22 protein-coding genes are annotated in these 21,501 nt (G+C 65.2%); 13 read left to right on the top strand and 9 right to left on the bottom strand.

Features of this window, described 5'->3' with window-relative positions; translation table 11 throughout:
• Window positions 1-89: 89 nt before the first annotated feature.
• Genes AB7C87_RS03100 through AB7C87_RS03110 form a run of 3 tightly spaced genes read left to right on the top strand, consistent with a single transcriptional unit; the run spans window position 90 to window position 3,765 of the window.
• Window positions 90-1,106, top strand: a complete 1,017-nt coding sequence (locus AB7C87_RS03100) for a DUF4129 domain-containing protein (RefSeq protein ID WP_369727927.1) — start codon at window positions 90-92, stop codon at window positions 1,104-1,106.
• Window positions 1,103-3,097 (top strand): DUF7269 family protein, encoded by a 1,995-nt coding sequence (locus tag AB7C87_RS03105; RefSeq protein WP_369727928.1) that lies wholly within the window; start codon window positions 1,103-1,105, stop codon window positions 3,095-3,097. The genes AB7C87_RS03100 and AB7C87_RS03105 overlap by 4 nt, the downstream gene beginning before the upstream one ends.
• The gene (locus tag AB7C87_RS03110) at window positions 3,094-3,765 is read left to right on the top strand and encodes a DUF7519 family protein (RefSeq protein ID WP_369727929.1); all 672 of its coding nucleotides are present in this window, start codon (window positions 3,094-3,096) and stop codon (window positions 3,763-3,765) included. The genes AB7C87_RS03105 and AB7C87_RS03110 overlap by 4 nt, the downstream gene beginning before the upstream one ends.
• A gap of 102 nt (window positions 3,766-3,867) precedes the next feature.
• On the opposite strand, the gene moaA is transcribed toward AB7C87_RS03110, so the two are convergent.
• Window positions 3,868-4,878: a GTP 3',8-cyclase MoaA gene (moaA, locus tag AB7C87_RS03115; protein WP_369727930.1), complete on the bottom strand. Its 1,011-nt coding sequence runs from the start codon at window positions 4,876-4,878 to the stop codon at window positions 3,868-3,870.
• 169 nt (window positions 4,879-5,047) lie between these two features.
• On the opposite strand from moaA, the gene AB7C87_RS03120 reads away from it, so the two are divergent.
• On the top strand, window positions 5,048-5,728 hold the full coding sequence (locus AB7C87_RS03120; RefSeq protein ID WP_369727932.1) for a helix-turn-helix domain-containing protein: 681 nt from the start codon (window positions 5,048-5,050) through the stop codon (window positions 5,726-5,728).
• 98 nt (window positions 5,729-5,826) lie between these two features.
• Window positions 5,827-6,039 carry a hypothetical protein gene (locus tag AB7C87_RS03125; protein WP_369727933.1) on the top strand — a complete coding sequence of 71 codons (213 nt, stop codon included), beginning with the start codon at window positions 5,827-5,829 and terminating at the stop codon, window positions 6,037-6,039.
• A 225-nt stretch (window positions 6,040-6,264) separates the two neighbouring features.
• On the opposite strand, the gene AB7C87_RS03130 is transcribed toward AB7C87_RS03125, so the two are convergent.
• On the bottom strand, window positions 6,265-7,731 hold the full coding sequence (locus AB7C87_RS03130; protein WP_369727934.1) for an RtcB family protein: 1,467 nt from the start codon (window positions 7,729-7,731) through the stop codon (window positions 6,265-6,267).
• A 221-nt stretch (window positions 7,732-7,952) separates the two neighbouring features.
• Here AB7C87_RS03130 and AB7C87_RS03135 point away from each other — a divergent pair, with 221 nt between their 5' ends.
• On the top strand, window positions 7,953-8,393 hold the full coding sequence (locus tag AB7C87_RS03135; RefSeq protein WP_369727935.1) for a hypothetical protein: 441 nt from the start codon (window positions 7,953-7,955) through the stop codon (window positions 8,391-8,393).
• Window positions 8,394-8,487: 94 nt separating this feature from the next.
• Here the strand turns inward: AB7C87_RS03135 and AB7C87_RS03140 are convergent, their stop codons facing one another.
• Window positions 8,488-8,937 carry an archease gene (locus AB7C87_RS03140; RefSeq protein ID WP_369727936.1) on the bottom strand — a complete coding sequence of 150 codons (450 nt, stop codon included), beginning with the start codon at window positions 8,935-8,937 and terminating at the stop codon, window positions 8,488-8,490.
• A 274-nt stretch (window positions 8,938-9,211) separates the two neighbouring features.
• Here AB7C87_RS03140 and AB7C87_RS03145 point away from each other — a divergent pair, with 274 nt between their 5' ends.
• The 5 genes from AB7C87_RS03145 to AB7C87_RS03165 all read left to right on the top strand — a co-directional run bounded on the left by AB7C87_RS03145 (window position 9,212) and on the right by AB7C87_RS03165 (window position 14,073).
• On the top strand, window positions 9,212-9,688 hold the full coding sequence (locus AB7C87_RS03145) for a GNAT family N-acetyltransferase (protein WP_369727937.1): 477 nt from the start codon (window positions 9,212-9,214) through the stop codon (window positions 9,686-9,688).
• A gap of 121 nt (window positions 9,689-9,809) precedes the next feature.
• On the top strand, window positions 9,810-10,985 hold the full coding sequence (gene priS / locus AB7C87_RS03150; RefSeq protein ID WP_369727938.1) for a DNA primase small subunit PriS: 1,176 nt from the start codon (window positions 9,810-9,812) through the stop codon (window positions 10,983-10,985).
• The gene (locus tag AB7C87_RS03155) at window positions 10,982-12,004 is read left to right on the top strand and encodes a DNA replication complex subunit Gins51 (RefSeq protein ID WP_369727939.1); all 1,023 of its coding nucleotides are present in this window, start codon (window positions 10,982-10,984) and stop codon (window positions 12,002-12,004) included. Before priS ends, AB7C87_RS03155 begins: the two co-directional genes overlap by 4 nt.
• Window positions 12,005-12,123: 119 nt before the next feature.
• A complete protein-coding gene (bcp, locus tag AB7C87_RS03160) occupies window positions 12,124-12,609 on the top strand; it encodes a thioredoxin-dependent thiol peroxidase (RefSeq protein ID WP_369727940.1) in 486 nt (161 codons plus the stop codon).
• A 195-nt stretch (window positions 12,610-12,804) separates the two neighbouring features.
• Window positions 12,805-14,073: an MFS transporter gene (locus AB7C87_RS03165; RefSeq protein ID WP_369727941.1), complete on the top strand. Its 1,269-nt coding sequence runs from the start codon at window positions 12,805-12,807 to the stop codon at window positions 14,071-14,073.
• 137 nt (window positions 14,074-14,210) lie between these two features.
• Here AB7C87_RS03165 and AB7C87_RS03170 read toward each other — a convergent pair whose 3' ends face one another.
• Together AB7C87_RS03170 and AB7C87_RS03175 are read right to left on the bottom strand one after the other, a co-directional pair.
• Window positions 14,211-16,472: a CDC48 family AAA ATPase gene (locus AB7C87_RS03170; RefSeq protein ID WP_369727942.1), complete on the bottom strand. Its 2,262-nt coding sequence runs from the start codon at window positions 16,470-16,472 to the stop codon at window positions 14,211-14,213.
• Window positions 16,469-16,714, bottom strand: a complete 246-nt coding sequence (locus AB7C87_RS03175; RefSeq protein ID WP_369727943.1) for a DUF7127 family protein — start codon at window positions 16,712-16,714, stop codon at window positions 16,469-16,471. The genes AB7C87_RS03170 and AB7C87_RS03175 overlap by 4 nt, the downstream gene beginning before the upstream one ends.
• Window positions 16,715-16,942: 228 nt before the next feature.
• Between AB7C87_RS03175 and AB7C87_RS03180 the strand changes: the two genes are divergently transcribed.
• Window positions 16,943-17,719, top strand: coding sequence for an alpha/beta fold hydrolase (locus AB7C87_RS03180; RefSeq protein ID WP_369727944.1), 777 nt, complete (start codon window positions 16,943-16,945; stop codon window positions 17,717-17,719).
• A gap of 150 nt (window positions 17,720-17,869) precedes the next feature.
• Here AB7C87_RS03180 and AB7C87_RS03185 read toward each other — a convergent pair whose 3' ends face one another.
• Together AB7C87_RS03185 and panB are read right to left on the bottom strand one after the other, a co-directional pair.
• Window positions 17,870-18,076 carry a DUF7511 domain-containing protein gene (locus tag AB7C87_RS03185; protein ID WP_369727945.1) on the bottom strand — a complete coding sequence of 69 codons (207 nt, stop codon included), beginning with the start codon at window positions 18,074-18,076 and terminating at the stop codon, window positions 17,870-17,872.
• 107 nt (window positions 18,077-18,183) lie between these two features.
• On the bottom strand, window positions 18,184-18,996 hold the full coding sequence (panB, locus tag AB7C87_RS03190; RefSeq protein ID WP_369727946.1) for a 3-methyl-2-oxobutanoate hydroxymethyltransferase: 813 nt from the start codon (window positions 18,994-18,996) through the stop codon (window positions 18,184-18,186).
• Window positions 18,997-19,121: 125 nt separating this feature from the next.
• Here panB and AB7C87_RS03195 point away from each other — a divergent pair, with 125 nt between their 5' ends.
• A complete protein-coding gene (locus AB7C87_RS03195) occupies window positions 19,122-19,355 on the top strand; it encodes a DUF5822 domain-containing protein (protein ID WP_369727947.1) in 234 nt (77 codons plus the stop codon).
• A gap of 64 nt (window positions 19,356-19,419) precedes the next feature.
• On the opposite strand, the gene AB7C87_RS03200 is transcribed toward AB7C87_RS03195, so the two are convergent.
• Window positions 19,420-19,938 carry an HAD family hydrolase gene (locus tag AB7C87_RS03200; RefSeq protein ID WP_369727948.1) on the bottom strand — a complete coding sequence of 173 codons (519 nt, stop codon included), beginning with the start codon at window positions 19,936-19,938 and terminating at the stop codon, window positions 19,420-19,422.
• A 250-nt stretch (window positions 19,939-20,188) separates the two neighbouring features.
• Window positions 20,189-21,463, bottom strand: coding sequence for an HAD family hydrolase (locus tag AB7C87_RS03205; RefSeq protein WP_369727949.1), 1,275 nt, complete (start codon window positions 21,461-21,463; stop codon window positions 20,189-20,191).
• Window positions 21,464-21,501 lie beyond the last annotated feature (38 nt).

Here is a 21,501-nt window from a genome sequence, read left to right on the forward strand (position 1 = left end):
CGTCGAGGCGATCGCCGGGCGAAAATTCCACGACGCAACCGACCGGACGGGATGAACTTATTACCCGTCGATCGAGTAACAGTTCGTAGATGTCTCGCGCTCGAGGCGCCATCCGACTCGTGGTCGCGATCCTCGGTATCGCGGCGGTCGCGATCGCCGCGGCGACGATCTCCTCGCCCGTCGAGTACGGCGGAGACGGCGATCCCGGCGAGGCGGGACCGGACGGTATGCCGGTCGAGGAAACCGGAGAGCAGACGCTCGAGACGCCGCTGTTTCTCGAGTTACTCGTGGCCGCCCTCGTGATCCTCGCCGTCGCGGTCGTCGTCTGGTATCTCCTGACTCGGTACAAGTTGGTCGCAAAACGGTTCGCGATCGCGTTCGTGCTCCTGTTAGCCGCCGGCGTGATCGTGTACCTGCTCGGTCGTCTCGGCGCGTTGAACCCCGAAGCGTTGGAATCGCCGCCACCGCCCCCTGAAGGGACGCCGGGCGACGGCGACCCGGGCGACGGCGAGGGAACCCAACAGCCGTTTCCGATCGGCCCGTTGTTCTTCGTGGTCACCGCACTCGCGGTCGGATTGGCCGTGGCGCTCGCCTGGACCGGCGGCCGACGGCGGACGAACGCGAGCGAGGACGGCTCCGACGGCGTCGAGGAATCCGCCGTCGCCGGCTCTCACGCCGCGGTCGGTGCGGCCGCCGGTCGCGCCGCCGAGCGGATCGAAGCGACCCGCGACGTCGACAACGAGGTGTACCGTGCCTGGCTCGAGATGACCCGGCCGCTTGAGGTCGACCGCCCCGAGACGAGCACGCCGGGAGAGTTCGCGAGCGCGGCAGTCGATGCGGGACTCGAACGGGAGGACGTCGACCGGCTCACCGCGTTGTTCGAAGACGTTCGGTACGGACAGGCGGAGACGACCGACGAGATGGAATCGCGCGCGATCGCCGTCTTGCGCCGAATCGAAGGCGAGTACGCCGACGCCGAGCGCAACGACGGCTCCGAACCGACTGCCGACGCCGGCCTCGAGTCGAGCGACGATACCGGCTCCGAATCGGACGGTGACACCGACCTCGAGTCGGCGCCCGGAGACGAGCCGGGTGGTCGGCGGTGAGCGATCGCTCGAGCGGCGGGGGAATCAGAGTGATTCCCGTCGTCGCTACCGTCCTCGCGTTCGCCGGCGGAGTCGCCGTTCTCACCGGAGTCGGGACGCTGACGTTGGCCCAGGCGTCGGTCGGAATCATCGGCGCAATCTCGCTGATCGCCGCGTTCGTGAGTTTCTCTCACCGACGCGACGCTCGCCAGTACCGATCGACGCCCGATCCCGAGCGACGGACGCCGGCGTCGATCCCCGGCGGCCGCCTTACCGACGCGATCGCACAGTTCAACCCCCACAACGTCGGTCGGGGCTACGTCACTCGCCGGAGCGTCAACGGGCTTCGGTCCGCCGTGACGGCAGTCCTCACGCGATTTCAGGGGCGATCCGAGGAGGAGGCGGCCGCGGCGATCGAGGACGGATCATGGACCGACGATCCGATCGCGAGCGCGTTTCTCTCCGAAGAGATCGACTCCCCACCGCAGTCGGCCCGTCGACGCCTCACCGACAGACTGGGTCGTGACGATCCGTACCGCCGGGGCATTCGACGGACCGCGGTCGCGATCGCCCGAATCGGCTACGGCCAACTCGGCGGATCGCCGACCCCGGAGAACGTTCCGATCGAAAACCGGGAAACGGCGGGGAGTCGCGTCGACGCACGAACCACGGACCGACGCCTCGAGGCCGGCCAGATTCACGAACTACCGATGCGACCGACCGGCCACTGGACCGGGATCGGGGTCGTCGCGCTCGTCGCCATCGGTATCGGAACGTTCGCCGAACTGTCGGCGCTGGTCCTCGCCGGCGTCGTCGGGATCGGCTACGCCGGGTTCGCGTACCTGAGTTCGCCGCCGTCGCCGACGCTCGAGATCGAACGGACGCTGAGCGACGACGCTCCGGAACCGGGCGACGAGATCGACGTCTCCGTCTCCGTGACGAACGTCGGTTCGAAGCCGATTCTCGACCTCCGGTACGTCGACGGCGTGCCCGCCGATCTACCCGTAAGCGAGGGCACCGCCAGGATCGGAACGGCGCTTCGCCCCGGCGAAACCGTCTCCCTCGAGTACGCCCTGACGGTCACCACCGGAACCCACGAGTTCGACCCCGCACTCGTCGTGACGCGTGACCTCTCGCGGTCGGCCGAGCGCGCCCACTACGTCGGCGCGCCGACGACGATCGTCTGCGAACCGGTGTTTCGCCCGATCGACGCCCCCGTCCCGTTGCAGGCCGCGACGACGCGGTTTACCGGCCGCCTCACCACCTCGAGTGGCGGCTCGGGTACCGAGTTTCACTCCGTCCGGGAGTATCGCCGAAACGACCCGCTCAACCGGATCGACTGGAATCGCCACGCCCGAACCGGCGAACTCGCGACCATCGAGTTCCACCAGGAGCGCGCCGCCCGCGTGCTCGTCCTCGTCGACGCGCGGAAAGCCGCCTACGTCGCACCGTCTGCCGGCGCTGTCCACGCGGTCGAACGCTCGACCGACGCGGCGGCGAGGATCGCGGCGACGTTACTCGAGTCCGGAGATACGGTCGGACTCGGGGCGATCGGCCCGACCGCTCGCGCCGAGCGAGGCGAGTCGGACGTCTGTTGGCTCCCTCCTGCCTCCGGGAGTCGCCACCGGATCCGGTTCCGCGAGGCGCTCGCGACCCATCCGCAGTTCTCCCCCGTCGCCCCGCCGCGGGAAGGTCGGTGGGTGAGCCAGCTTCGGACCCTTCAGCGGCGGCTGTCGGCCGAAACGCAGATCGTGCTGTTGACTCCGCTGGCCGACCGCGCAAGCCTCGTTCTCGCTCGACGATTGGCCTCCCACGGCCACGCGGTGACCGTCGTAAGCCCCGATCCGACCGCCGAAACGACGACCGGCCAGCAACTTTCGCGGGTCGCCAGACGCGTCCGCCGGTTCGACCTCCAGCGGTCGGGAATCCCGGTCGTCGACTGGGGACGAACCGATTCGATCGACGAAGTGTTCGCACGATACGAGGCGACGATCGGCGGTGGTCGCCGATGAGCGAGGTCCAAAGCGCCGACTCGGCGGGCGCCGGCGCGGACCGAACCGGCGGGGACGCCGACGAACGCCGGGGTGACGTCGATTCGAACGGGGACGCCACTCCGCGGCTCGAAGACGGCGCTGGTGACGGCTCGCTCGAGTCCGATGGAATCACTCGGCGACCGACGGTCGTCGCCAGCGCCGTTGCCCTCGTCGCCGTCGCCCTCGCCGTGGCGATCGTCGTCCCGAGTTCGCCAACAGGAGCAGGGATCTCCCTCGTCGGCGGTCTCGCGCTCGCTTGGGGGTTGGTCGGACCTGTCCCCGGCGGCCGGCGGTGGCTCGTCGACGCCGGGTCGCTCGCCGCGTTCGCCGGCGTGGTCCTCTCGGGGCTCGAGGGCGCACTCGTCGAACCGACGCTGGTCGCGACGGTCTGTGTCGTCGTCGCGTGGGACCTCGCCGGGAGCGCGATCGACCTCGGCGACCAGCTCGGCCGCGAAGCCGATACGCGCCGGCTCGAGGGAGTCCACGCCGTCTCGAGCGTCCTCGTCGGAGTGGCGACGATGGCCGTCGGGTACGGGACGTTCGTCTCCGCGGCGGACGGTCAACCGGTCGCCGCAGTGGCGTTACTGTTGCTCGCGGGCACGTTCGCGACGATCGCACTGGGAATCCGTCGAAGCTGGAGCGGCTAATCGTCCCGCACCCGACCATCGTCCCACGTCCGACAGGTGAGTGCAAAACAGAGACAGTCGGTCACTCGAGTGGGGACGAACGGGCTCGGGCGACGCGGCCGATCAGGCCGGCAAATCGAGATACTCGTCGTTGAGTTCCCACTCGCCGTCGCCGTCGCGGATCATGTACTCGCCGTAGTAGGGAACGCGGTTCGCGACGACCTCACGAAACGCCTCGCGGATCTCGGGTTTGCTCATCTCGCCCATCGACTTCAGGTCGTCGTTGCGGTTCAGACAGCCCTTGAGATAGCCCTCGTGGGTGACCCGCACCCGGTGGCAGTTCGCACAGAACGTCGGGTTCTCGACGGGGTCGACGATCTCGACCATCCCGACGTTCGGCGACTCGGCCGGCGGCCCCTCGAGCGTGGCACCGTCGCTTGCGATCCAGTAGCGCTTGCGGTCGTGCATTTCGCGGTGTTCGACCTCGACGGCCCGTTCGGCGAGCCAGTCGTGGACGCGTTCGATCTCGACGTTCCACTCCGGCTTGCCCGTCAGCTCAGGCATGTACTCGATCAACTGAAGCTGGAGGCCGTCGTTCTCGGCGACGTGATCGACCATCTCCGGTACGTAGCCTGCAGTGTGTTCGAAGACGACCATGTTGAGCTTTACCGGGTCGAGCCCGGCAGAGAGCGCGGCATCGACCCCCTCGAGTACCCTATCGTAGGCGCCGCTCTGGGTGACCGCCGCGAACTGCTCGCGGTCGAGTGCGTCCTGTGAGACGTTGACCCGCTCCAAGCCGGCGTCGACGAGCGCCTCCGCGCGATCGGGGAGGAACGTGCCATTGGTCGTCAGCGAGACCTCCATCGAATCGGGCGTGCGCTCGATTATCTCCGCTAAATCCTGGCGAAGCATCGGCTCGCCGCCGGTGAACTTGACCGCTTCGACGTCGAACTCGGCGGCCACCTCGAGAAAGCGAACGACGTCGTCGGTCTCCATCTCGTCGTCCTGTGGATCCATCGGCCCGCGAGTATCCCCGAGCCCCTCGTTGTGACAGTAGACGCAGTCGAAGTTACACCGATCGGTAAGGGAGACGCGGACGCCGGTGACGTCGCGTCCAAACTCGTCGGTGAGCATGTCACCAGGTTGCAGTCGGATCCGCTTAAGTGCGCCGGATATTCTCGAGTTTCGTAACCGATTTTGGTTTCGATTCTCGAGTGTGGTTCTTGTGGTCGGATCTCGGCGTTCGCCACGATCGCTCGAATCCCCCCGCCGATATCTTGAGTCTGGACGTGGTGGGTGGCCTATGAGCACCATCGCCGAACTGACGATTCCCGCCGAGGAGTTCGCGCTCAGGCAGACGCTCGAGGCGGTCGACGAACTCGGGATCGAAATCGAGCGCGTCGTCGCACACGACCCCGATCAGGTCATGCCCTACGTCTGGTTCGCCGCCGAGGAAACGACGCTCGAGCGGATCGACGGCCTTCTCGAGGACGATTCCAGCGTCGAGGGCGCCGAACTGCTGACCGACCTCGAGGACGAGCGGCTCTACCGAATGAGCTGGGTCGACGACGTGGTCGTCATCGTCCACCTGTTGACCGTAGAGCAAGCGACGGTGTTGGATGCGAGCGTTACGGACCGGCAGTGGCGGTTTCGCGTCCTCTTTCCCGAACGCGAGTCGCTCTCGAACACGTACGAGTTCGCGAGCGACGAAGGGGTGACGATCGACGTCCGAAAGATCCACCAACTCGAGGACGGCCGACACGGACGCTACGGGTTGACCGACGCCCAGTACGAGACGCTCGTCGAAGCGCTCGATCGAGGCTACTACAGCATTCCTCGAGAGATGGACATGGAGGGGCTCTCAGACGTTCTCGGCGTCTCCCACCAGGCGCTGTCCGAGCGGCTCCGGCGCGCACACCGGAGCCTCGTCGACGAAGTCGTCGAACTCGAGGCGGACGCCACCGACGACGGGTCGGATGGGTGATCGGGACGGCGGACGGCCAGCGGTGGAAGACCGACGCCCCGGAGACGGTTGACGACCGCGGCACAAGACCTACGCCCTCGAGTCACGAACGCCATCCTATGGACGACGATATGCTCGCCGATCAGCGACGGCTCGTCGAACTCATCGAAGACGAGGGGTGGGACGTCACCGACCTCGAGATTTCGGCCTACGACAGTCCGTGGTCCGACGAGGACGACCCCGAGGCGACGGTGACGATCACGGCGCGCAAACCGTACGAGAGCGACGAGGAGGACGGCGAAGACGACGAGAATCCGTTTCGATTTAAATAGGTGACGGAGAATCGTCGTTACCCAACTCTTCGAGTGCCTCCTCCAGCGCACTCTCTTTGAGTTCGTCGGCGATTTTCTCGCTCTTCCGTGCTTCCTCCCGAAGTGCTTCGAGTGGATCGTCCGGGACCGGAACGAGTACGAGCCGATCGCCCCGATCGATGAGTTCGTATTTCGATATTTCCTCCGAAGATTCGAATCCGCCACTATCGTGAGAGGCGTTCCAAATTAGCCCTTGATGTTACACACCGGGAACGTCCGCGCGACCTTGTCGCCGATTCCCAGCGCATCGGAGACGCGGACAACCTCGTCGACGTCCTTGTAGACGCCCGGGGCCTCCTCGGCGATCGTCGCGCCCGACTGTGCTTTCACGTAGATTCGATCCTGCTCCTCGAGTTCGTCCTGGACGTCGCCACCCCAGTACTCGTTTTTCGCCTGGGTTCGGCTCATCAGCCGGCCGGCGCCGTGGGCGGTCGAGCCGAACGTGAGGTCCATCGAGTGCTCGCCGCCACGGAGGACGTAGCTCCCGGCGCCCATGCTCCCGGGGATGATCACCGGCTGGCCGACGTCGCGGTAGGCCTTCGGTACCTCGGGGTGGCCCGCAGGGAACGCGCGCGTCGCGCCCTTGCGGTGGACGTACAGTTCGCGCGTCTCCCCGTCTACGTCGTGGGTTTCCTTTTTCGCGATGTTGTGGGCGACGTCGTACAGCAGTTCCATCTCCATGGCCTCCCACGGCCGGTCGAAGACGCGCTCGAAGACCTCCCGCGTGCGGTGCATGATCAGCTGGCGGTTGACCCACGCGAAGTTAATCGCCGCGTTCATCGCGCCGTAGTAGTCCTCCGCGAGCTGTGAGCCGGCGGGCGCGGCCGCGAGTTCCTTGTCCGGAAGCTGGTTCAGCAATCCCTGATGTTGCTGTTCGATCTTCCGCAGGTAGTCGTTACACGTCTGGTGACCCAGTCCCCGCGAGCCACAGTGGATCAGGACGACGATCCGATCCTCCTCGAGGCCGAACGCCTCGCCCACCTCCTCGTCGAAGACGTCCGTGACGCGTTGGACCTCGAGGAAGTGGTTGCCCGAACCCAGCGAGCCGATCTGATTCTTGCCGCGATCTTTGGCCTTCTGGCTGACCTTGTCGGGATCTGCGCCCTCGCGCATCCCTTCGTCTTCGCAGTGTAAGAGGTCCGACTCGACCGCGTGGCCGTGTTCGAGGGCCCAGTCGACGCCCCGCGCTAGGATTTCGTCGACGGTGTCGACGCCGGCCTCGACGATGCCGCCACCGCCGAGACCTGATGGAATATTGGTAAACAACGAGTCGACGAGTTCTTCTTCCTTCCCCTCGAGGTCGCTGTACGTCAGATTCGTCCGCATCATTCGGACGCCGCAGTTGATATCATACCCGACAGATCCGGGTGAAATACAGCCGTTTTCGGCGTCCATCGCACCGACGCCACCGACCGGGAAGCCATACCCCTGGTGGCCATCGGGCATACAGATCGCGTAGTTAGTGATCCCCGGCAGGTGGGTCGTGTTTTTGATCTGCTCTAAGGACTTGTCCTCTTTGATCACCTCGAGGAGCGATTCGCTCGCGAGCACTCTCGCGGGGGCGCGCATGTCCCCTTCCTGTGGGATCTCCCAGACGTACTCGCGTACCCGCTCGAGTGTGATGCCGTCGGCGTCGAACGTGGCCTTGCTCATACGTGATCGTCCGGGCCGGACGATGAAAGGTGTTCGTCTCCTCGGCCGAGTCGGTCCGCGGGCGAGCGCGTTACGGTTCGTCTGGTCCGGCCCGACGGTGGTCTACCCAGCCCGACGGCTACACGTCTGGTCCGGCCCGACGGTGGTCTACCCAGCCCGACGGCTACAACGACGATTTCACCCGGCGACAGCTATTTGCGGTGACTCGAGCAGGTGTGCGTATGAAACGGAGGACCGCACTCGTCACCGCCGCAAGCGGCGTCACCACCCTCACGGCCGGCTGTCTCGGACGACTCCCCGTCGTCGGCTCGAGCGTCGACGCGTCGATCGACCTCGTCGATGCCGAACTCGAGGTCGAGGACGATCCGGACGTGTCGGTCGACGGTGAAACGGTGACGGCCAGCGGGACGATCGCGTACGGCTCGAGCGCCTGTGGCACCGTCGAACTCGCACACGCCGAGTACGAACCCTCACAGGATCGACTCGACGTACTCGTCGTCGCCGCAGACGACACCTCGTGGTTCACCCTCTCGTGTACGGACGACCTGGTCTACGCCGGGTACGAGCTCGAGGCGACCGTTCGCGGCGGCTTTCGGCGCGTCTCGGTGACCGAACACCACGTCTTCGGCGAGACGTACTCGACGACCGTCGACGGGCTGTGAATCGGGAGAGCGGTTCATTCGGCGTCGGCTGGCCGCGACACGTCGTAACCGGTATCAGCAGTCCATCTCGGACGTCGAAGACCACGTATGCCTCTCAGACGTCGAAGACCACGTATGCCTCCCAGCCGTCGTCCACGCGCTCGAGTCGCATCTCCGAGTAGGTGACCGCCTTGACTTCGCGGGCATCGATGCCGGAAAGCGGGACGCCGCGAGCGCTGGCCTCGAGCGACCACTCGTCCCCGTCGGTATCCGGCCGTTCGTCGGGACCGGATGCCGGACCGTTGACGCTTTCAACGCGGTGATCGACCGGGAGTTCCACCCGAACGTCGCGACGGTAGATCAACTCGTCGAGATAGTCGAACAACAGCGCCTCGCGGCTCTCGGCGGCGACGGCGACCGAGAACCGCTCGCCGCCGGCGTCGGCGAACTCGTCACAGGAGGCCGCCGCCAGGCCGTCGGCGACCGCCGCGAAAACGGACTCGAGGGAGTCCCCGGTGGCCGCGACGGCGATGTCGGCGGTGTGATCTCGCAGTTCGTACCCCATCGTCCCCACGTAGGGCCGGCGGGGTGGTATGCCCGTCGCTTCCGGTCCCCGATCGGATCGTCGATGTCTGACCCGTTGACGCGGTGACCGTCGACACCGCCTCGAGCCGTCGTTCTCGAAGCCGTCCCCTCACGCGTTCTCGAAGCCGATCGATCAGCGAGTCGAATCGGGAGGACGAAACCGAGTCCGGTGGGTCGATTGTGGTCGGACGTCCGACGTTATGGATCAGCGCCCGCCGGTGGAATTATATTGACGACGATGGTAGGGTGTGGTAGTGAGCGTCAACATCGACAGTCGCGTCGTCACGCCGGGGAGTGACGACTTCGTCGACGAAGCCTGGCAACTCAAAGAGGAGATCAACCGCCAGGAAGGCGTGCTCAAACAGCGGTACGATTTCTTTACCGACGCGTACCGCCGCTCGAAGGTTCACTGTTACCTACAGGAGGGGGAACTGGTCGGGTTCGCGGCGGTCCGACGCGATGGCTACGTTCTCTTTCTGGCTGTGACACGCGAGTGTCGGGGCGAGGGAATCGGGAAGCGACTCGTCGCTCGAGTCGCCGAAGACCACGATACGATCACCTGCCACGCTCGAACGAGCAACGAGAACGCCCTCCGGTTCTACGAACACCTCGGGTTCGAGATCAAACGGCGAATCGACAACTACTACGAGGACGGCGGGGACGCCTACTACCTGAAACTCGGTTCCGACGTCGGCATCACCGATCGAATCTCCGATCTGGTCCGCCGATAACGGCCGCGACAGCATCGGGAACCCCGTTCGCGGAACGGTGTCCGGGGACCGTTCGGGTGACGAGCCGTCGGTCGAACATTCGGCAGGATTATACTCCCCCACTCACGACTACTCGAGGCGCATGGAGGAGCGAACGAGGGCCTATCTTCGGGGGCGATTTCGCGATCACTACCGGCGAACGGAGATCACGCCACCGCCCGCGGCGAACGAACGCGAGTGGGGGTTCATCCCCTGGACCGACGGGCCCGGAACGACGATGGTCCGCCACCGTTCGCTTCTCGAGCTCGGCGACCTCTCGGAGTTTCTCGTCCGCAAACGGCCCCGTCACGTCTACTTCTCGGCGGGGCAATTTCGGGACCCCGGCGCCAGTTCGATGGGGGCCAAAGACTGGCAATCGGCCGACCTCGTCTTCGACCTGGACGCCGACCACCTCCCCAGCGTCACGCTGGGCGAAGACACCTACGCCGAGATGCTCGCGAAGTGTAAGGGGGCCCTGCTCCGATTGCTCGACTTTCTCGAAGACGACTTCGCCTTCGAGGACGTCGAGATCGTCTTCTCGGGCGGCCGGGGCTACCACGTCCACGTTCGCGACGAGAACGTCCAGCAGTTAGACCGTGAACACCGCCGGGAGATCGTCGACTACGTCCGCGGCATCGGCCTCGAGTTCGACGAACTGATCGAGACGGAGACCGTCGCCGGCCTGGGTCGGAAGACGCCGACCGAACGACGACTGCTCCGGATCGACGGCGGCTGGGGCGCCCGGACTCACGACCACTTCATGGAGTTCGTCGACGACCTCCTCGGGATGGACGAGGAGGCCGCCCTCGAGCGCCTCCAGGCGTTCGACGGTATCGGCGAGGGAAAAGCCCAGGCGACGCTTTCCGCCGCCCGAAACAACCGCGAGGGGCTCGCTGACGGGAACGTGACGGTCCACACGGCCGTCTCCCAACTGGCCGAGCGGTTCGCCTCGACGGCCGTCGGACGGGACAACGCCCCGATCGACGAGCCCGTGACGACCGATACGAACCGGCTCATCCGACTGCCCGGTAGTCTCCACGGCGGGAGCGGCCTCGAGACCCTTCGACTCGGACGGGACGAGATCGACGACTTCGAGCCGCTTATCGACGCCGTCCCGGAGACGTTCCGCGGACAGGAGATCGCAATCGACGTCACCGACGGCGGAGTGGTCGAACTCGGTGGCGATATCTTTACGGTCTCGGAGGGTGACCAGTCAGTCCCGGAGTACGTCGGCGTATTCCTCATGGCACGCGGCAAGGCTGAAAAGGAAAAAGAATGAATCTAGACGAGTTACGCTCGGTCCAGAGCAAGGAGCGCCAGAAGGACAGCCTCCAGAATCTGCGTCCGTCGTTTTACAAGGAGGTCGGCGAGTACATCGCGAACCTCGAGGACGAACGCGACCGGGTCGCCGAGCAGGCTGAGGACCCCTTCTCCTCGCCCGAGGTCGGTAGGCTCACCGACGAGATCGAGACGGCAAAAGACGTCGTCGAAGCGATCTACGAACGTCGGATGGGCAAACTCGTCAAACAAGCGAGCCTCGCCGCGGCCGGCATGGCCGCCGACGACGAGGGACTCACCGCCGAGGAAGCGGACCTCTTCGACGACCTCGTCGACCGCATCGAGTCGAACAAGAGCCGCGTCCTCGACGTTCTCGAGGGAATCGACGACACGACGGTGGGGACCGACGCCGCGGCGAACGCCGAGGCAGAGCCGCCAGTCGAGGCGGGGGCGAACGGCGCCTCCGACGGTTCCGCCGCCAGCGACACGCGCGAACCCGACCCACCGCTCGAGGCGAGTTCGCAACCGGAGCCGACCACCGATCCGTCTGCCCAGACCGACACACCGACGCCGCCACCGCAGGAACCGCCAGCGGACGTCGAGGCGGATCCGGCGTCGACCGAACCCACGGCGACAGCCGACGCCTCGAGTTCGATCAGTCCTGCGGACGTCATGGGCGGGACGGACGACGAATCGCCTTCGAGTCCGTCGAACGAAACAGCCGCCGATGTGAAACCCGAGCCCTCGTCCGATCTAGACGGAGACCGACCGACCCGGAACGCGGCCGAATCCGATGAGAGTCGGGCCGGCGGATCCGACGACGGCAGCAGTGATTCGACCGCGACGGAGGTCCCGGATGCCGACGTCGACCGCGTGACCGTCAAGATCACCCGCGACGTCGGCTCCATTCTCGGCGTCGACGACCGCGAGTACACGCTCTCGAGTGACGACGTCGTTACCCTGCCGGAACAGAACGCGACGCCGCTGGTCGAACGCGAAGCCGCCGAGCCCCTCGAGTGATCGACAACGGTCGTTCGAACCGTTCCGAACCGAATCCGCTTCGCTTCCCGTTCGTTCGGCTGATTCGTCCACTCGAGTGAGACCACAACGCATACAACGATCGACGCGAACGGACGGCTATGCTCGACGTCGGCGATTCGGCCCCCGAGTTCGAACTGCCCAATCAGCACGGCGATCTGGTCCGGCGATCCGACTTTTCGGATCGTCGGCTCGTGGTCTACTTCTACCCGCGTGCGGACACCGACGGCTGTACGACCGAAGCCCGCGCCTTCGACGACGCACTGGAGCGCTTCGGCGAATGCGATACCGCCGTCGTCGGGATCAGCGACGACCCCGTCGAGGATCTCGAGTCGTTCGCCGGGAAGTACGACCTCGAGTTCGACCTCCTCTCCGACGAGGACGGAGAGGTCGCCACGATCTACGACTCCTACGGCGAAAAGCGGATGTTCGGCAACACCTTCGACGGTGTCTTCCGCAACACCTACGTCGTCGGCCCCGATGGCCGAATCGAAGCCGTCTACGAGGGGGTAAACCCCGACGACCACGTCGAGGAGGTACTGTCGGACCTCGAGACCCGACCCGATCCGCCGGAACCGACCTCCTGAGACGGTTCGTCGCCGGTCGGTCGTCCCGCTCGTGAGTTACCCAGGAGATCGGGTGGACGAGACGATTCTCGAAAGGGTTCCTCTACATGCCGATACGTGTTACATTTCTACTAGTACGAGTTCGAAACAGTGGACGGTTTCCAAGCCGATAAGTAGCAGGCCGGGAACCAACGGGTATCGAGTGATGGGGGACCAATGAGTCTCGAGTCGAACGATCGATCGATCGCCGCGTTCACGATGGTCGCCCACGCGATCGTTCACTGGTTCGAACTCGCGATCCCGATCTTGCTCGTCGTCTGGATCGGCGCCTTCGACGTGAGCGTCGGGGTCATCGGTCTCGTCGTCGCGATCGGCTACGCGCCGTTCGGGCTTGGCGCCTTGCCGGCCGGCGTCTTGGCCGATCGGTACGGACCGAAACGGCTCGTGCTGTGCTGTCTCGCGGGGATGAGCCTCGCGTTCGTGAGTCTCGCGTTTGCGACCTCGATATACGCCGTTGCCCTGAGTCTCTTGATCTGGGGCATCGTCGCGAGCGTCTACCATCCGGCCGGACTCGCGCTCATCAGCACCGGTGTCGAGGATCGCGGTACCGTTTTCGCCTACCACGGCATCGCCGGCAACGTCGGCATCGCACTCGGGCCGTTCGCCGCCGCGACGCTGTTGCTCGTCTTCGAGTGGCGACTCGTCGCCGTGGCGCTTGCGGTTCCCGGCATCGTCGCGACGCTATATGGCCTCTACGCGCGGTTCGATCCGACGGCCGCGCTCGACGATGACGTCGACGATGCGGCGCGCTCCCTTTCGGCGCGAGAGTTCCTCGCGAACTCCCGGTCGCTGTTTGCGAGCGCGTTTGTCCTCGTCTTCGTGATCGTCACGTTCGTCGGCCTTTACTACCGCGGCGTCCTCACGTACCTGCCGGAGATTCTCCACGGTCTCCCGGCGATGGACGGGGTCGAGCCACCGGGCGGGCTCGAGGAGCTTTCACTCGGCGATTACTTCTACGTCTGGCTTTTGGTCGCCGGCATGGCTGGCCAGTACGTCGCGGGAAAACTGACCGCCCGCGTCTCGGTCGCACGTGGGATCGCCGTCGTCTTCGTCGTGCTCGCGGCGCTGGCGCTGGCGTTCGTTCCCGTCTCGTCGACTGGACTCGTTCCGATTTTGCTGTTCTGTGGCGTCCTCGGTTTCTCGCTGTTCGCGATCGAGCCGTTCTATCAGGAGGCTGTCGCGGTCTATACCCCACCCGGATCGCGTGGACTCTCCTACGGCTACACCTACCTGGGAATGTTCGGACTCGGCGCGGCGAGCATCTCGGTCGGCGGCTTCCTGCTCGAGGGGACGAGCCTGGGCGTCTTCTTCGGATCGCTCGCGGCGCTCGCGCTCGTCGGCGCGGCGGTCGCTCGTCGGTTAGTCGCGAAACCGGCTCCGACCGCGTCCGCCGAGACGGACGTCGCCGGCGGGGACGACGACTGATACGGTCTCCAGTAAGCAATTTCCGGTAAACCGAAGACCGATGACGGTCTCGGCTCGAGCGAAACGCCGACGTTCGCAGTTCGCTCGACGGCGTCGGTTACGGATGGCCGCAAAAAAGGAAACGGAGTGGTGAGTCGTTACTGGAACGTTCGACCGAGTTGGTCCTGTTCACCGGGTTCGGCGGTGTCGAACTCCTTTTCGATCTCCTGGTAGCGCTCGCGCGTCTCGGGAGTCACGCTCGGGTTGACCTCCTCGAGCGCGTGTTCGAAGTGTTCCCGGCTGATCCGGACGTTCTCGATCGTATCGGGCATCTCGTCGGGATCGACGGAGTTGATGAACTCGCGGCTGGCCTCCATCGACGCCTCGCGACAGACGGCCTCGATGTCGGCCCCGACGTAGCCCTCCGTCTCCGCGGCGAGCCACTCGAGGTCGACCGCGTCGGCCAGTGGCTTTTCGCGGGTGTGGACCTCGAAGATCTTCCGGCGACCGTCCTCGTCCGGAACGGGTACGTGGACGTGTCTGTCGAGTCGTCCCGGACGGAGCAGTGCCGAGTCGATCAGGTCGGGTCGGTTGGTCGTCGCGATGACGACGACGTCCTCGAGTTCCTCGAGCCCGTCGAGTTCGGTCAGTAGCTGGGAGACGACGCGTTCGCCGACGCCGGAGTCACCCTGGCGCTGACCGCGTTCGCCGGCGATGGAGTCGATCTCGTCGAAGAAGATCACGGTCGGTGCGTTCGACCGTGCCTTCTCGAAGATCTCGCGGACGCCCTTCTCGGATTCGCCGACGTACTTGTTCAGCAGTTCGGGGCCCTTGATCGAGATGAAGTTCGACTCGGCCTCGTTGGCGACCGCCTTCGCGAGTAGCGTCTTGCCGGTCCCCGGCGGGCCGTACATCATCACACCTTTGGCCGCCTCGAGGTCCATCGCCGCGAACACCTCGGGGTAGTCCAGCGGCCACTGGATCGTCTCCCGCAGGCGCTCTTTGGTGTCACCCAGACCGCCGACGTCGTTCCAGGTGACGTTGGGAACTTCGACGAACACCTCGCGCATCGCGGAGGGCTGGATGCCCTTGAGCGCCTCCTTGAAGTCGGTCTCGGTGACCTGTAGCGACTCGAGGACGTCCGCGTCGATCTCTTCGGACTCGAGGTCGAGTTCGGGTCGGATACGTCGCAGAGCGTTCATCGCGCTCTCGCGGGCGAGCGACTCGAGGTCGGCGCCGACGAAACCGTGAGTGTTCTCGGCGTAGCGATCGAGGTCGATCGATTCCGTAAGCGGCATCCCGCGGGTGTGGACCTGCAGGATCTCCTTGCGGCCGTCCTTGTCGGGGACGCCGATCTCGATCTCGCGGTCGAACCGGCCGCCACGCCGGAGCGCGGGGTCGATGTCGTCGACGCGGTTGGTCGCGGCGATGACGGTCACGCGCCCGCGTTCCTCTAAGCCGTCCATCAGCGAGAGGAGCTGTGCGACGACGCGGCGTTCGACGTCGCCGCCGGCCTCCTCGCGCTTGGCCGCGATGGAGTCGAGTTCGTCGATGAAGATGATCGCGGGAGCGTTCTCTTCGGCCTCCTCGAACACCTCGCGCAGTTGCTCTTCGCTTTCGCCGTAGTACTTCGACATGATCTCCGGACCGGAGATTGTCTCGAAGTAGGCGTCGATCTCGTTGGCGACGGCTTTGGCCATCAGCGTCTTCCCGGTCCCCGGTGGCCCGTGGAGCAAGACGCCCTTGGGCGGCTCGATGCCGAGTTGCTGGAACAGTTCGGGGTGGCGCATCGGCAACTCGATCATCTCGCGGACCTGATCGAGTTCGCCGTCGAGTCCGCCGATGTCCTCGTAGGTGACGTTCGGGACGCCTTCGGCCGAGGGGCCGCCGGCCGAACTGACCTGTTCGGCGGGCGTCTCCGAGATGTCGATGCTCGTCGAGTCGGTGATGACGACCGTCCCGCTCGGGGACGTACTCGCGATCTTCAGCGGCACAGACTGGCCCGAACTCGCCATCGGCCCAAACGAGAGCGAGAACGGAACCGTCTGGCCCTCCGTGACGGCCTGTCCGGAGAGTTTGTCGCGGACGAGCGGGCCGATATCACCCCGAATACGGAGGTTCTGTGGGAGCGCGACGGAGACAGACGTGGCTGGTTTGACGTCCGCGCGGTCGATCGTCACGCGGTCGTCGATGCCGACGTCGGCTTCCTGGCGTAGGCGTCCGTCGATCCGGACGATTCCCCGTCCTTCGTCCTCTGGGTAGCCCGGCCAGACGCGCGCCACTGCCTGTTCGTCACCGTTGCCCGTGATGACGATGTAGTCCCCGTTCTCGAGGTCGAGTTCCCGCATCGAGACGCGGTCGATCGCCGCGAGTCCGCGACCCGCGTCCTTCTGTTTTAACGGTTTGACGGTGAGTTTCATTGGTCGGCCTCCACTTCGACAGTGAGCACGCCATTTTTGATAAACGTGTGCGCATCAGTTGCCGCCCCGGGGAGTTCGAGTTCGAACTGGTCGTCCTCGAGGACGACGATCACCGTCCCGTCGACCAGATCGACGGTGGGGTCAGTTTTGGGGCCGAAATCGACTGCCACCACCGAGGAGTCATCGTACTGGTACCGGCGAACCGGATGCCCAGTTTCGTGGGTGAATGTATCGAGGTTCATTGTTTGACTAACCACAGGTAAGCCATACAAGTACATAAGTCTTTCTCCGGCTAATACGGAGGGGGCGTCGGTGTGACCGAAAAGATCGATGTTCGCAGTTCACAGTCCACCGAAGTCTCGAGCCGACGCTATAACCGCGGAGAAATCCGAATCCGTCCCGACGCCAGACCGTCGTCGTGGCGACGGGTGCGACCAGCCTTTATGCGGTCACCTCCCGTCGAATACCGTATGGAAACGGTAACACATCACGGTCGACGGACCGCCTACGAGATCACGGATCGAGGCGGCGACGGGGCGCCGATCTGCTGTGTCCACGGCAGTGGCTGCTCTCGAGACCTCTGGCGGTTCCAGCGAACGCTCGCCGCGGAGAACCCCGTCGTTGCGCTCGATCTCAGCGGTCACGGAGACTCGACGGACGTCGACGCGACGACCGGATACTCGACCCTTTCGGCCTACGCGGACGACCTCCTGGCCGTCGTCGAGCGTTCGGATGCCCGAATCCTCCTCGGGAGTTCACTCGGCGGGGCCGTCGTCGTTCACGCTCTCCTCGAGCGCGATCTCGAGGTCGACGCCGCCATCGTAACCGGAACCGGCGCGCGAATGGGTGTACTCGACGACCTCTTGCAATGGCTCGAGGCCGACTTCGACCGGGCGGTCGAGTTTCTCCACCAGCCGGGTTGTTTCTTCGCCGACCCAGATCCGGCGCTCCGAGAACGATCGATCGAGACGATGTACGACTGTGGACAGGCCGTCACGCGCCGGGACTTTCGCACCTGTCACGAATTCGATGTCCGCGAGAGACTCGAGGAGATCGACGTTCCCATCCTCGCGATTTACGGCGACGGGGATCGGCTGACTCCGCCGTGGTACCACGAGTTTCTCGCCGCGGAGATTCCGGACGCCCAGGCTGTCGAGATCACCGACGCGGGCCACCTCTCGATGCTCGAGCGACCCGACGCGTTCAACGACGCCGTCGCGACGTTTTTGCGGACGGACGCCGCCTGATGCGAAGCCGTGTCGGCGCGTCGAAAACGGAGAATCCGGCGGTTTGTACTGCCGGACAAAACGAGTCACAGATTTTCGACCGAATGGCTAGTCGAAAATCTTCACTGCCTTTCGTCCGGTAGTATTAGTGGACGGCAGATGCGGACTCGATCAACGCATCCGCTCGAGTGAGACGAACGACCCACCCTCCGCACCGAGCCACTGCGTTTCGACGTCTGCGCCCTCCCGACGTCGTGGAAACATCGTACAGACGACGATATCTTCGCCCTCGCGGTCGACGATCACGTGACGGAGCAACGCGGCCCCGTTGGAAACCGAGTCGGGAACCGGAAGCGTTCCTGTGACAGGACGTGACATGCGTACGAACTGAGTTCGGCGGACGTCGTATATATACTCTCCCGGTATACGGGTGGGTGTTCCTTAGAGTCGTATTATCGCCCTAGTACGCATCCGGTAGCCCGTGATCAGTAGATATCCTCGAGATCCGCCTCCTCGTGGCTGTGTTCTTCCCCGGGGAACTCACCGGATTCGACGGCCGAGACGTAGCCCTCGACGGCGGACTCCATCTCGCCGCGGACGTCGCCGAAACGTTTCGCGAACGATGGCGACCAGTCGCTCAACCCGACCGCGTCGTCGACGACGAGGACCTGACCGTCACAGTCCGGGCCGGCGCCGATCCCGATCGTCGGAATCTCGAGTGCGTCCGTCACCTCGGCCGCGAGGTTCGAGGGAACGTGTTCTAAGACGAGCGAGAACGCTCCGGCATCCTCGTGGGCCAACGCGAGCTCGCGGATACGCTCTGCGGCGTCGGGATCTGTCCCCTGTCTGGGGTAGCCGCCGTACTGGTTGACGTGCTGGGGCGTCAGACCGAGGTGGGCCATCACCGGAATGCCCAGCTGGGTCATCGTCTCGGTGAGCGAGACGGTGTGCGGGCCGGTCTCGAGTTTGACCGCCTCCGCGCCTTCCTCTTTGAGCATCCGTCCCGCGTTCTCGACGCTTTCTCCCTCCTCGACGCCGTATGAGAGAAACGGCATGTCGGCGACGACCAGCGCCTCCTCGGTCGCGCGCGAGACCGCCCCGACGTGGCGCGCGAGGTCGTCGACGGTTACGGGAAGCGTCGTCTCGTAGCCGAGGCTCGCGTTTCCGACGCTATCTCCCACGAGGATCACGTCGACGCCCGCCTCGTCGACGATCGCGGCCGTCGGCGCGTCGTAGGCCGTCAACATGGTGATCGGGTTCTCGCCTCCGTTCGCCCTGACGTCACGGACGGTAGTCATACACACACGTTCGGCCGCGAGCGTTAAACGTCGTCGTTCTCCGCTCGAGGCGGCCGGCGAGCGCGGGGAGTCGGAGCCTCGTACTGTCCGGCAGTGTTATTAGGGACGGCTCTGGAGTGACGGTCGTGGCGGAACCAGTCGAAACCAGTTCGCCCGACGGCGTCGATTACGGCTGGGTGATGCAGGTCACCTTCGTCGCGACGATCGTCGTCGGCGCACCGATCGTTGCCCTCCTCTCGGCGTCGGCCGACCTGCCGACGTGGGGCGCTCGAGCGGAGTTCGCCATCCGCATCGGCGCGCCGATCTGGTTTCTCACGGCGATCGTCGTCTTCGCCTACGCGAAGTTGACGAGCGGGTGAAAACCGCAAGCCGGAACGGTCGATCGGCGGTTCGGTGCCAGCGTGACCGATGGGGCGGCGACGTCTACACGTACTCGAAGGCCGTTCCCGCTCGCTTGGCGGTCAGTTCGTCTCGAGGTGAGTCGCCGACGAACAGCGCCCGCCCGGGCGACGCCTCGAGGTCGTCGACGGCCGCGAGCAAGGGCTCGGGGTCGGGCTTTTGCGTTTCGACGGTGTCACGACCGACGACCGTCTCGACCGCCCCGTCGAGATCCTGTTCCTCGAGTGCGATCCGACACGCTGCCTCGGAGTTGAGCGAACAGACGCCGACGGGGACAGTCCGCGTTTCCAGTTCGTCGGCGTGGTGTAGACGCGGCGACGTCGGAGCGCCCTCGCGTTCGTGGCTGGCGACGACGGATTCGACGTCCGCGGCGAGGCCGAACTCGTCGGCACCCGAGAGCAGTTCCCAGAGGTCACTCCCGCGAGGCTCGACGTCCGCGGCGTCGTACACCGCAACGACGTCGGTCGTGACGGTGGCCCAGTCGACGTCTAGGTCGACGAGCGTCCCATCCAGATCGTAGATGACAGCGTCGTACTCGCTCACGTTCTGTCGTTGGCGCTGAGAGAAAATATACTATCTGCCTCGTCGTCGAGACTCGCCGCGCTCGAGTGTGAGACGGGTTACTGTCGACCAGTTCCGGCACAACCGCGACCCGGGTGGCGGTTGCAACGGTGGACTCGTTGCACTCCTCCACCGAGACTCGTCTCACACGGTTCGACTCACCGTCGGGACATCGGGACAGTAATCCGTATGAGTCGACACGCGGAGACCCCGACCAGGTCGTCGGAGCCGGTTACTCGAGTCGAGCCAGTTGGTTCAACGCGTACACCGTCCGCAGGACGTCGACGCTCTTTCCCTGATCGAAGACGAGTTCGTCCGTCTCGAGGACGTGCTCTAAGGTGTCCTGGGAGGCGTGTTCCGGTGCGGCCGCGAGACCGGCGTCGTTTTCGGCGACCCACCGCATCACGCGCAGGTCGCTCTTCGAGTCGCCCATCACGAGTGAGAACGGATCGTCGATTCCCAACACGTCCAGTGCGCGCTCGACGCCGACGACCTTGTTCAATTCGAGGCTCCCGATCTCGGCCGCGTCGGCCTCGTAGTAGGCGACGTCGATCCGTTCCAGGACGTCGGCGAGCGCGTCGGGAACGGCGCCGACCTCGAGGTCGGGATACGCGCCCTCCCCTTCGAGGACGGCTCGGATCTCGGGGTCCTGTGCGGCGTAGAACGCTCGGGTCCAGTCTTCGATCGTCTCGTCGTCGACGACGCCCTCGCCGTTTCCATCGGCGCTCGACTCGAGGACGGTGCCGACCGCGTCGGCCAGCAGATCGATCAGGTAGACCAGCGCCTCGTCGATGACCTCCCGGGCATCGGCGGAGCCGGTCTCGTAGTTGGGTTTCATCGTGACGTTGAACTCGTTGCCCTGGAGGTGACAGCCCCGCCGGAGTCGCTCGGGCGCTTCGGGAAGGACCCGCGAACGAACGTCGTCGAAGACGTCCCTGATTCCCTCCTCGAGGTCCTCGTAGAGCAACTGTTTCGTCTCGGCGCCGTGTCCAGGCGTGAAGACGCCCGTCCCCGCCTCGTAGACGATCGAGAGGGTTCCCGAGTGAACGATCTCGCTTCCCAGCCCCTGGATGGCGAACCCCTTGACGTTCTCTAGGGTCTGGCCGGTACAGATGACGATCGGAACGCCGGCGTCGTGAAACTCGGTCAGGACGTGAAGCGTCTCCCGTGGAATCTCGTTGTCGGTGCCGCCGGCGGACCGAAGCGTTTCGTCGACGTCGAGAACGAGGACGTTTACCGCCCGGCCGTACTTCGTCTGGAGGTCGAGTGCGGTAAACGCCTGGTCGCGGTTCGCCCGCGCGGCGACCTCCGCGAACGTCTCCCCGGTCGCGAACGCCGATCTGATCTCGTCCTTTCGCTCCTCGAGTTCCTCCGTGGCGTCTTGCCAGTGCTCGAGTGCGGCCCGCGAATCGACCGCCGGAAAGATATCGACGAACTCCTGGTACTCCCGCAACGTTTCCGTGTCGTACTCGTCGTAGAGTCGGTAGACGAGATCGTATCGTTCCATCTTACCCGTACTGTCGGCGGTAGCCGGGAGAAGGTTTT

The organism is Natrarchaeobius versutus (assembly GCF_041205745.1).
Classification (GTDB): domain Archaea; phylum Halobacteriota; class Halobacteria; order Halobacteriales; family Natrialbaceae; genus Natrarchaeobius; species Natrarchaeobius versutus.

Coding starts and splice junctions, on each gene's coding strand:
- priS (WP_369727938.1), top strand. CDS start 9,810: ATGGAGGAGCGAACGAGGGCCTATCTTCGGGGGCGATTTCGCGATCAC.
- AB7C87_RS03185 (WP_369727945.1), bottom strand. CDS start 18,076: ATGTCACGTCCTGTCACAGGAACGCTTCCGGTTCCCGACTCGGTTTCC.
- AB7C87_RS03140 (WP_369727936.1), bottom strand. CDS start 8,937: ATGGGGTACGAACTGCGAGATCACACCGCCGACATCGCCGTCGCGGCC.
- AB7C87_RS03165 (WP_369727941.1), top strand. CDS start 12,805: ATGAGTCTCGAGTCGAACGATCGATCGATCGCCGCGTTCACGATGGTC.
- AB7C87_RS03155 (WP_369727939.1), top strand. CDS start 10,982: ATGAATCTAGACGAGTTACGCTCGGTCCAGAGCAAGGAGCGCCAGAAG.
- bcp (WP_369727940.1), top strand. CDS start 12,124: ATGCTCGACGTCGGCGATTCGGCCCCCGAGTTCGAACTGCCCAATCAG.
- AB7C87_RS03110 (WP_369727929.1), top strand. CDS start 3,094: ATGAGCGAGGTCCAAAGCGCCGACTCGGCGGGCGCCGGCGCGGACCGA.
- AB7C87_RS03180 (WP_369727944.1), top strand. CDS start 16,943: ATGGAAACGGTAACACATCACGGTCGACGGACCGCCTACGAGATCACG.
- AB7C87_RS03130 (WP_369727934.1), bottom strand. CDS start 7,731: ATGAGCAAGGCCACGTTCGACGCCGACGGCATCACACTCGAGCGGGTA.
- AB7C87_RS03100 (WP_369727927.1), top strand. CDS start 90: ATGTCTCGCGCTCGAGGCGCCATCCGACTCGTGGTCGCGATCCTCGGT.
- AB7C87_RS03175 (WP_369727943.1), bottom strand. CDS start 16,714: ATGAACCTCGATACATTCACCCACGAAACTGGGCATCCGGTTCGCCGG.
- AB7C87_RS03120 (WP_369727932.1), top strand. CDS start 5,048: ATGAGCACCATCGCCGAACTGACGATTCCCGCCGAGGAGTTCGCGCTC.
- AB7C87_RS03125 (WP_369727933.1), top strand. CDS start 5,827: ATGGACGACGATATGCTCGCCGATCAGCGACGGCTCGTCGAACTCATC.
- panB (WP_369727946.1), bottom strand. CDS start 18,996: ATGACTACCGTCCGTGACGTCAGGGCGAACGGAGGCGAGAACCCGATC.
- moaA (WP_369727930.1), bottom strand. CDS start 4,878: ATGCTCACCGACGAGTTTGGACGCGACGTCACCGGCGTCCGCGTCTCC.
- AB7C87_RS03205 (WP_369727949.1), bottom strand. CDS start 21,463: ATGGAACGATACGATCTCGTCTACCGACTCTACGACGAGTACGACACG.
- AB7C87_RS03135 (WP_369727935.1), top strand. CDS start 7,953: ATGAAACGGAGGACCGCACTCGTCACCGCCGCAAGCGGCGTCACCACC.
- AB7C87_RS03170 (WP_369727942.1), bottom strand. CDS start 16,472: ATGAAACTCACCGTCAAACCGTTAAAACAGAAGGACGCGGGTCGCGGA.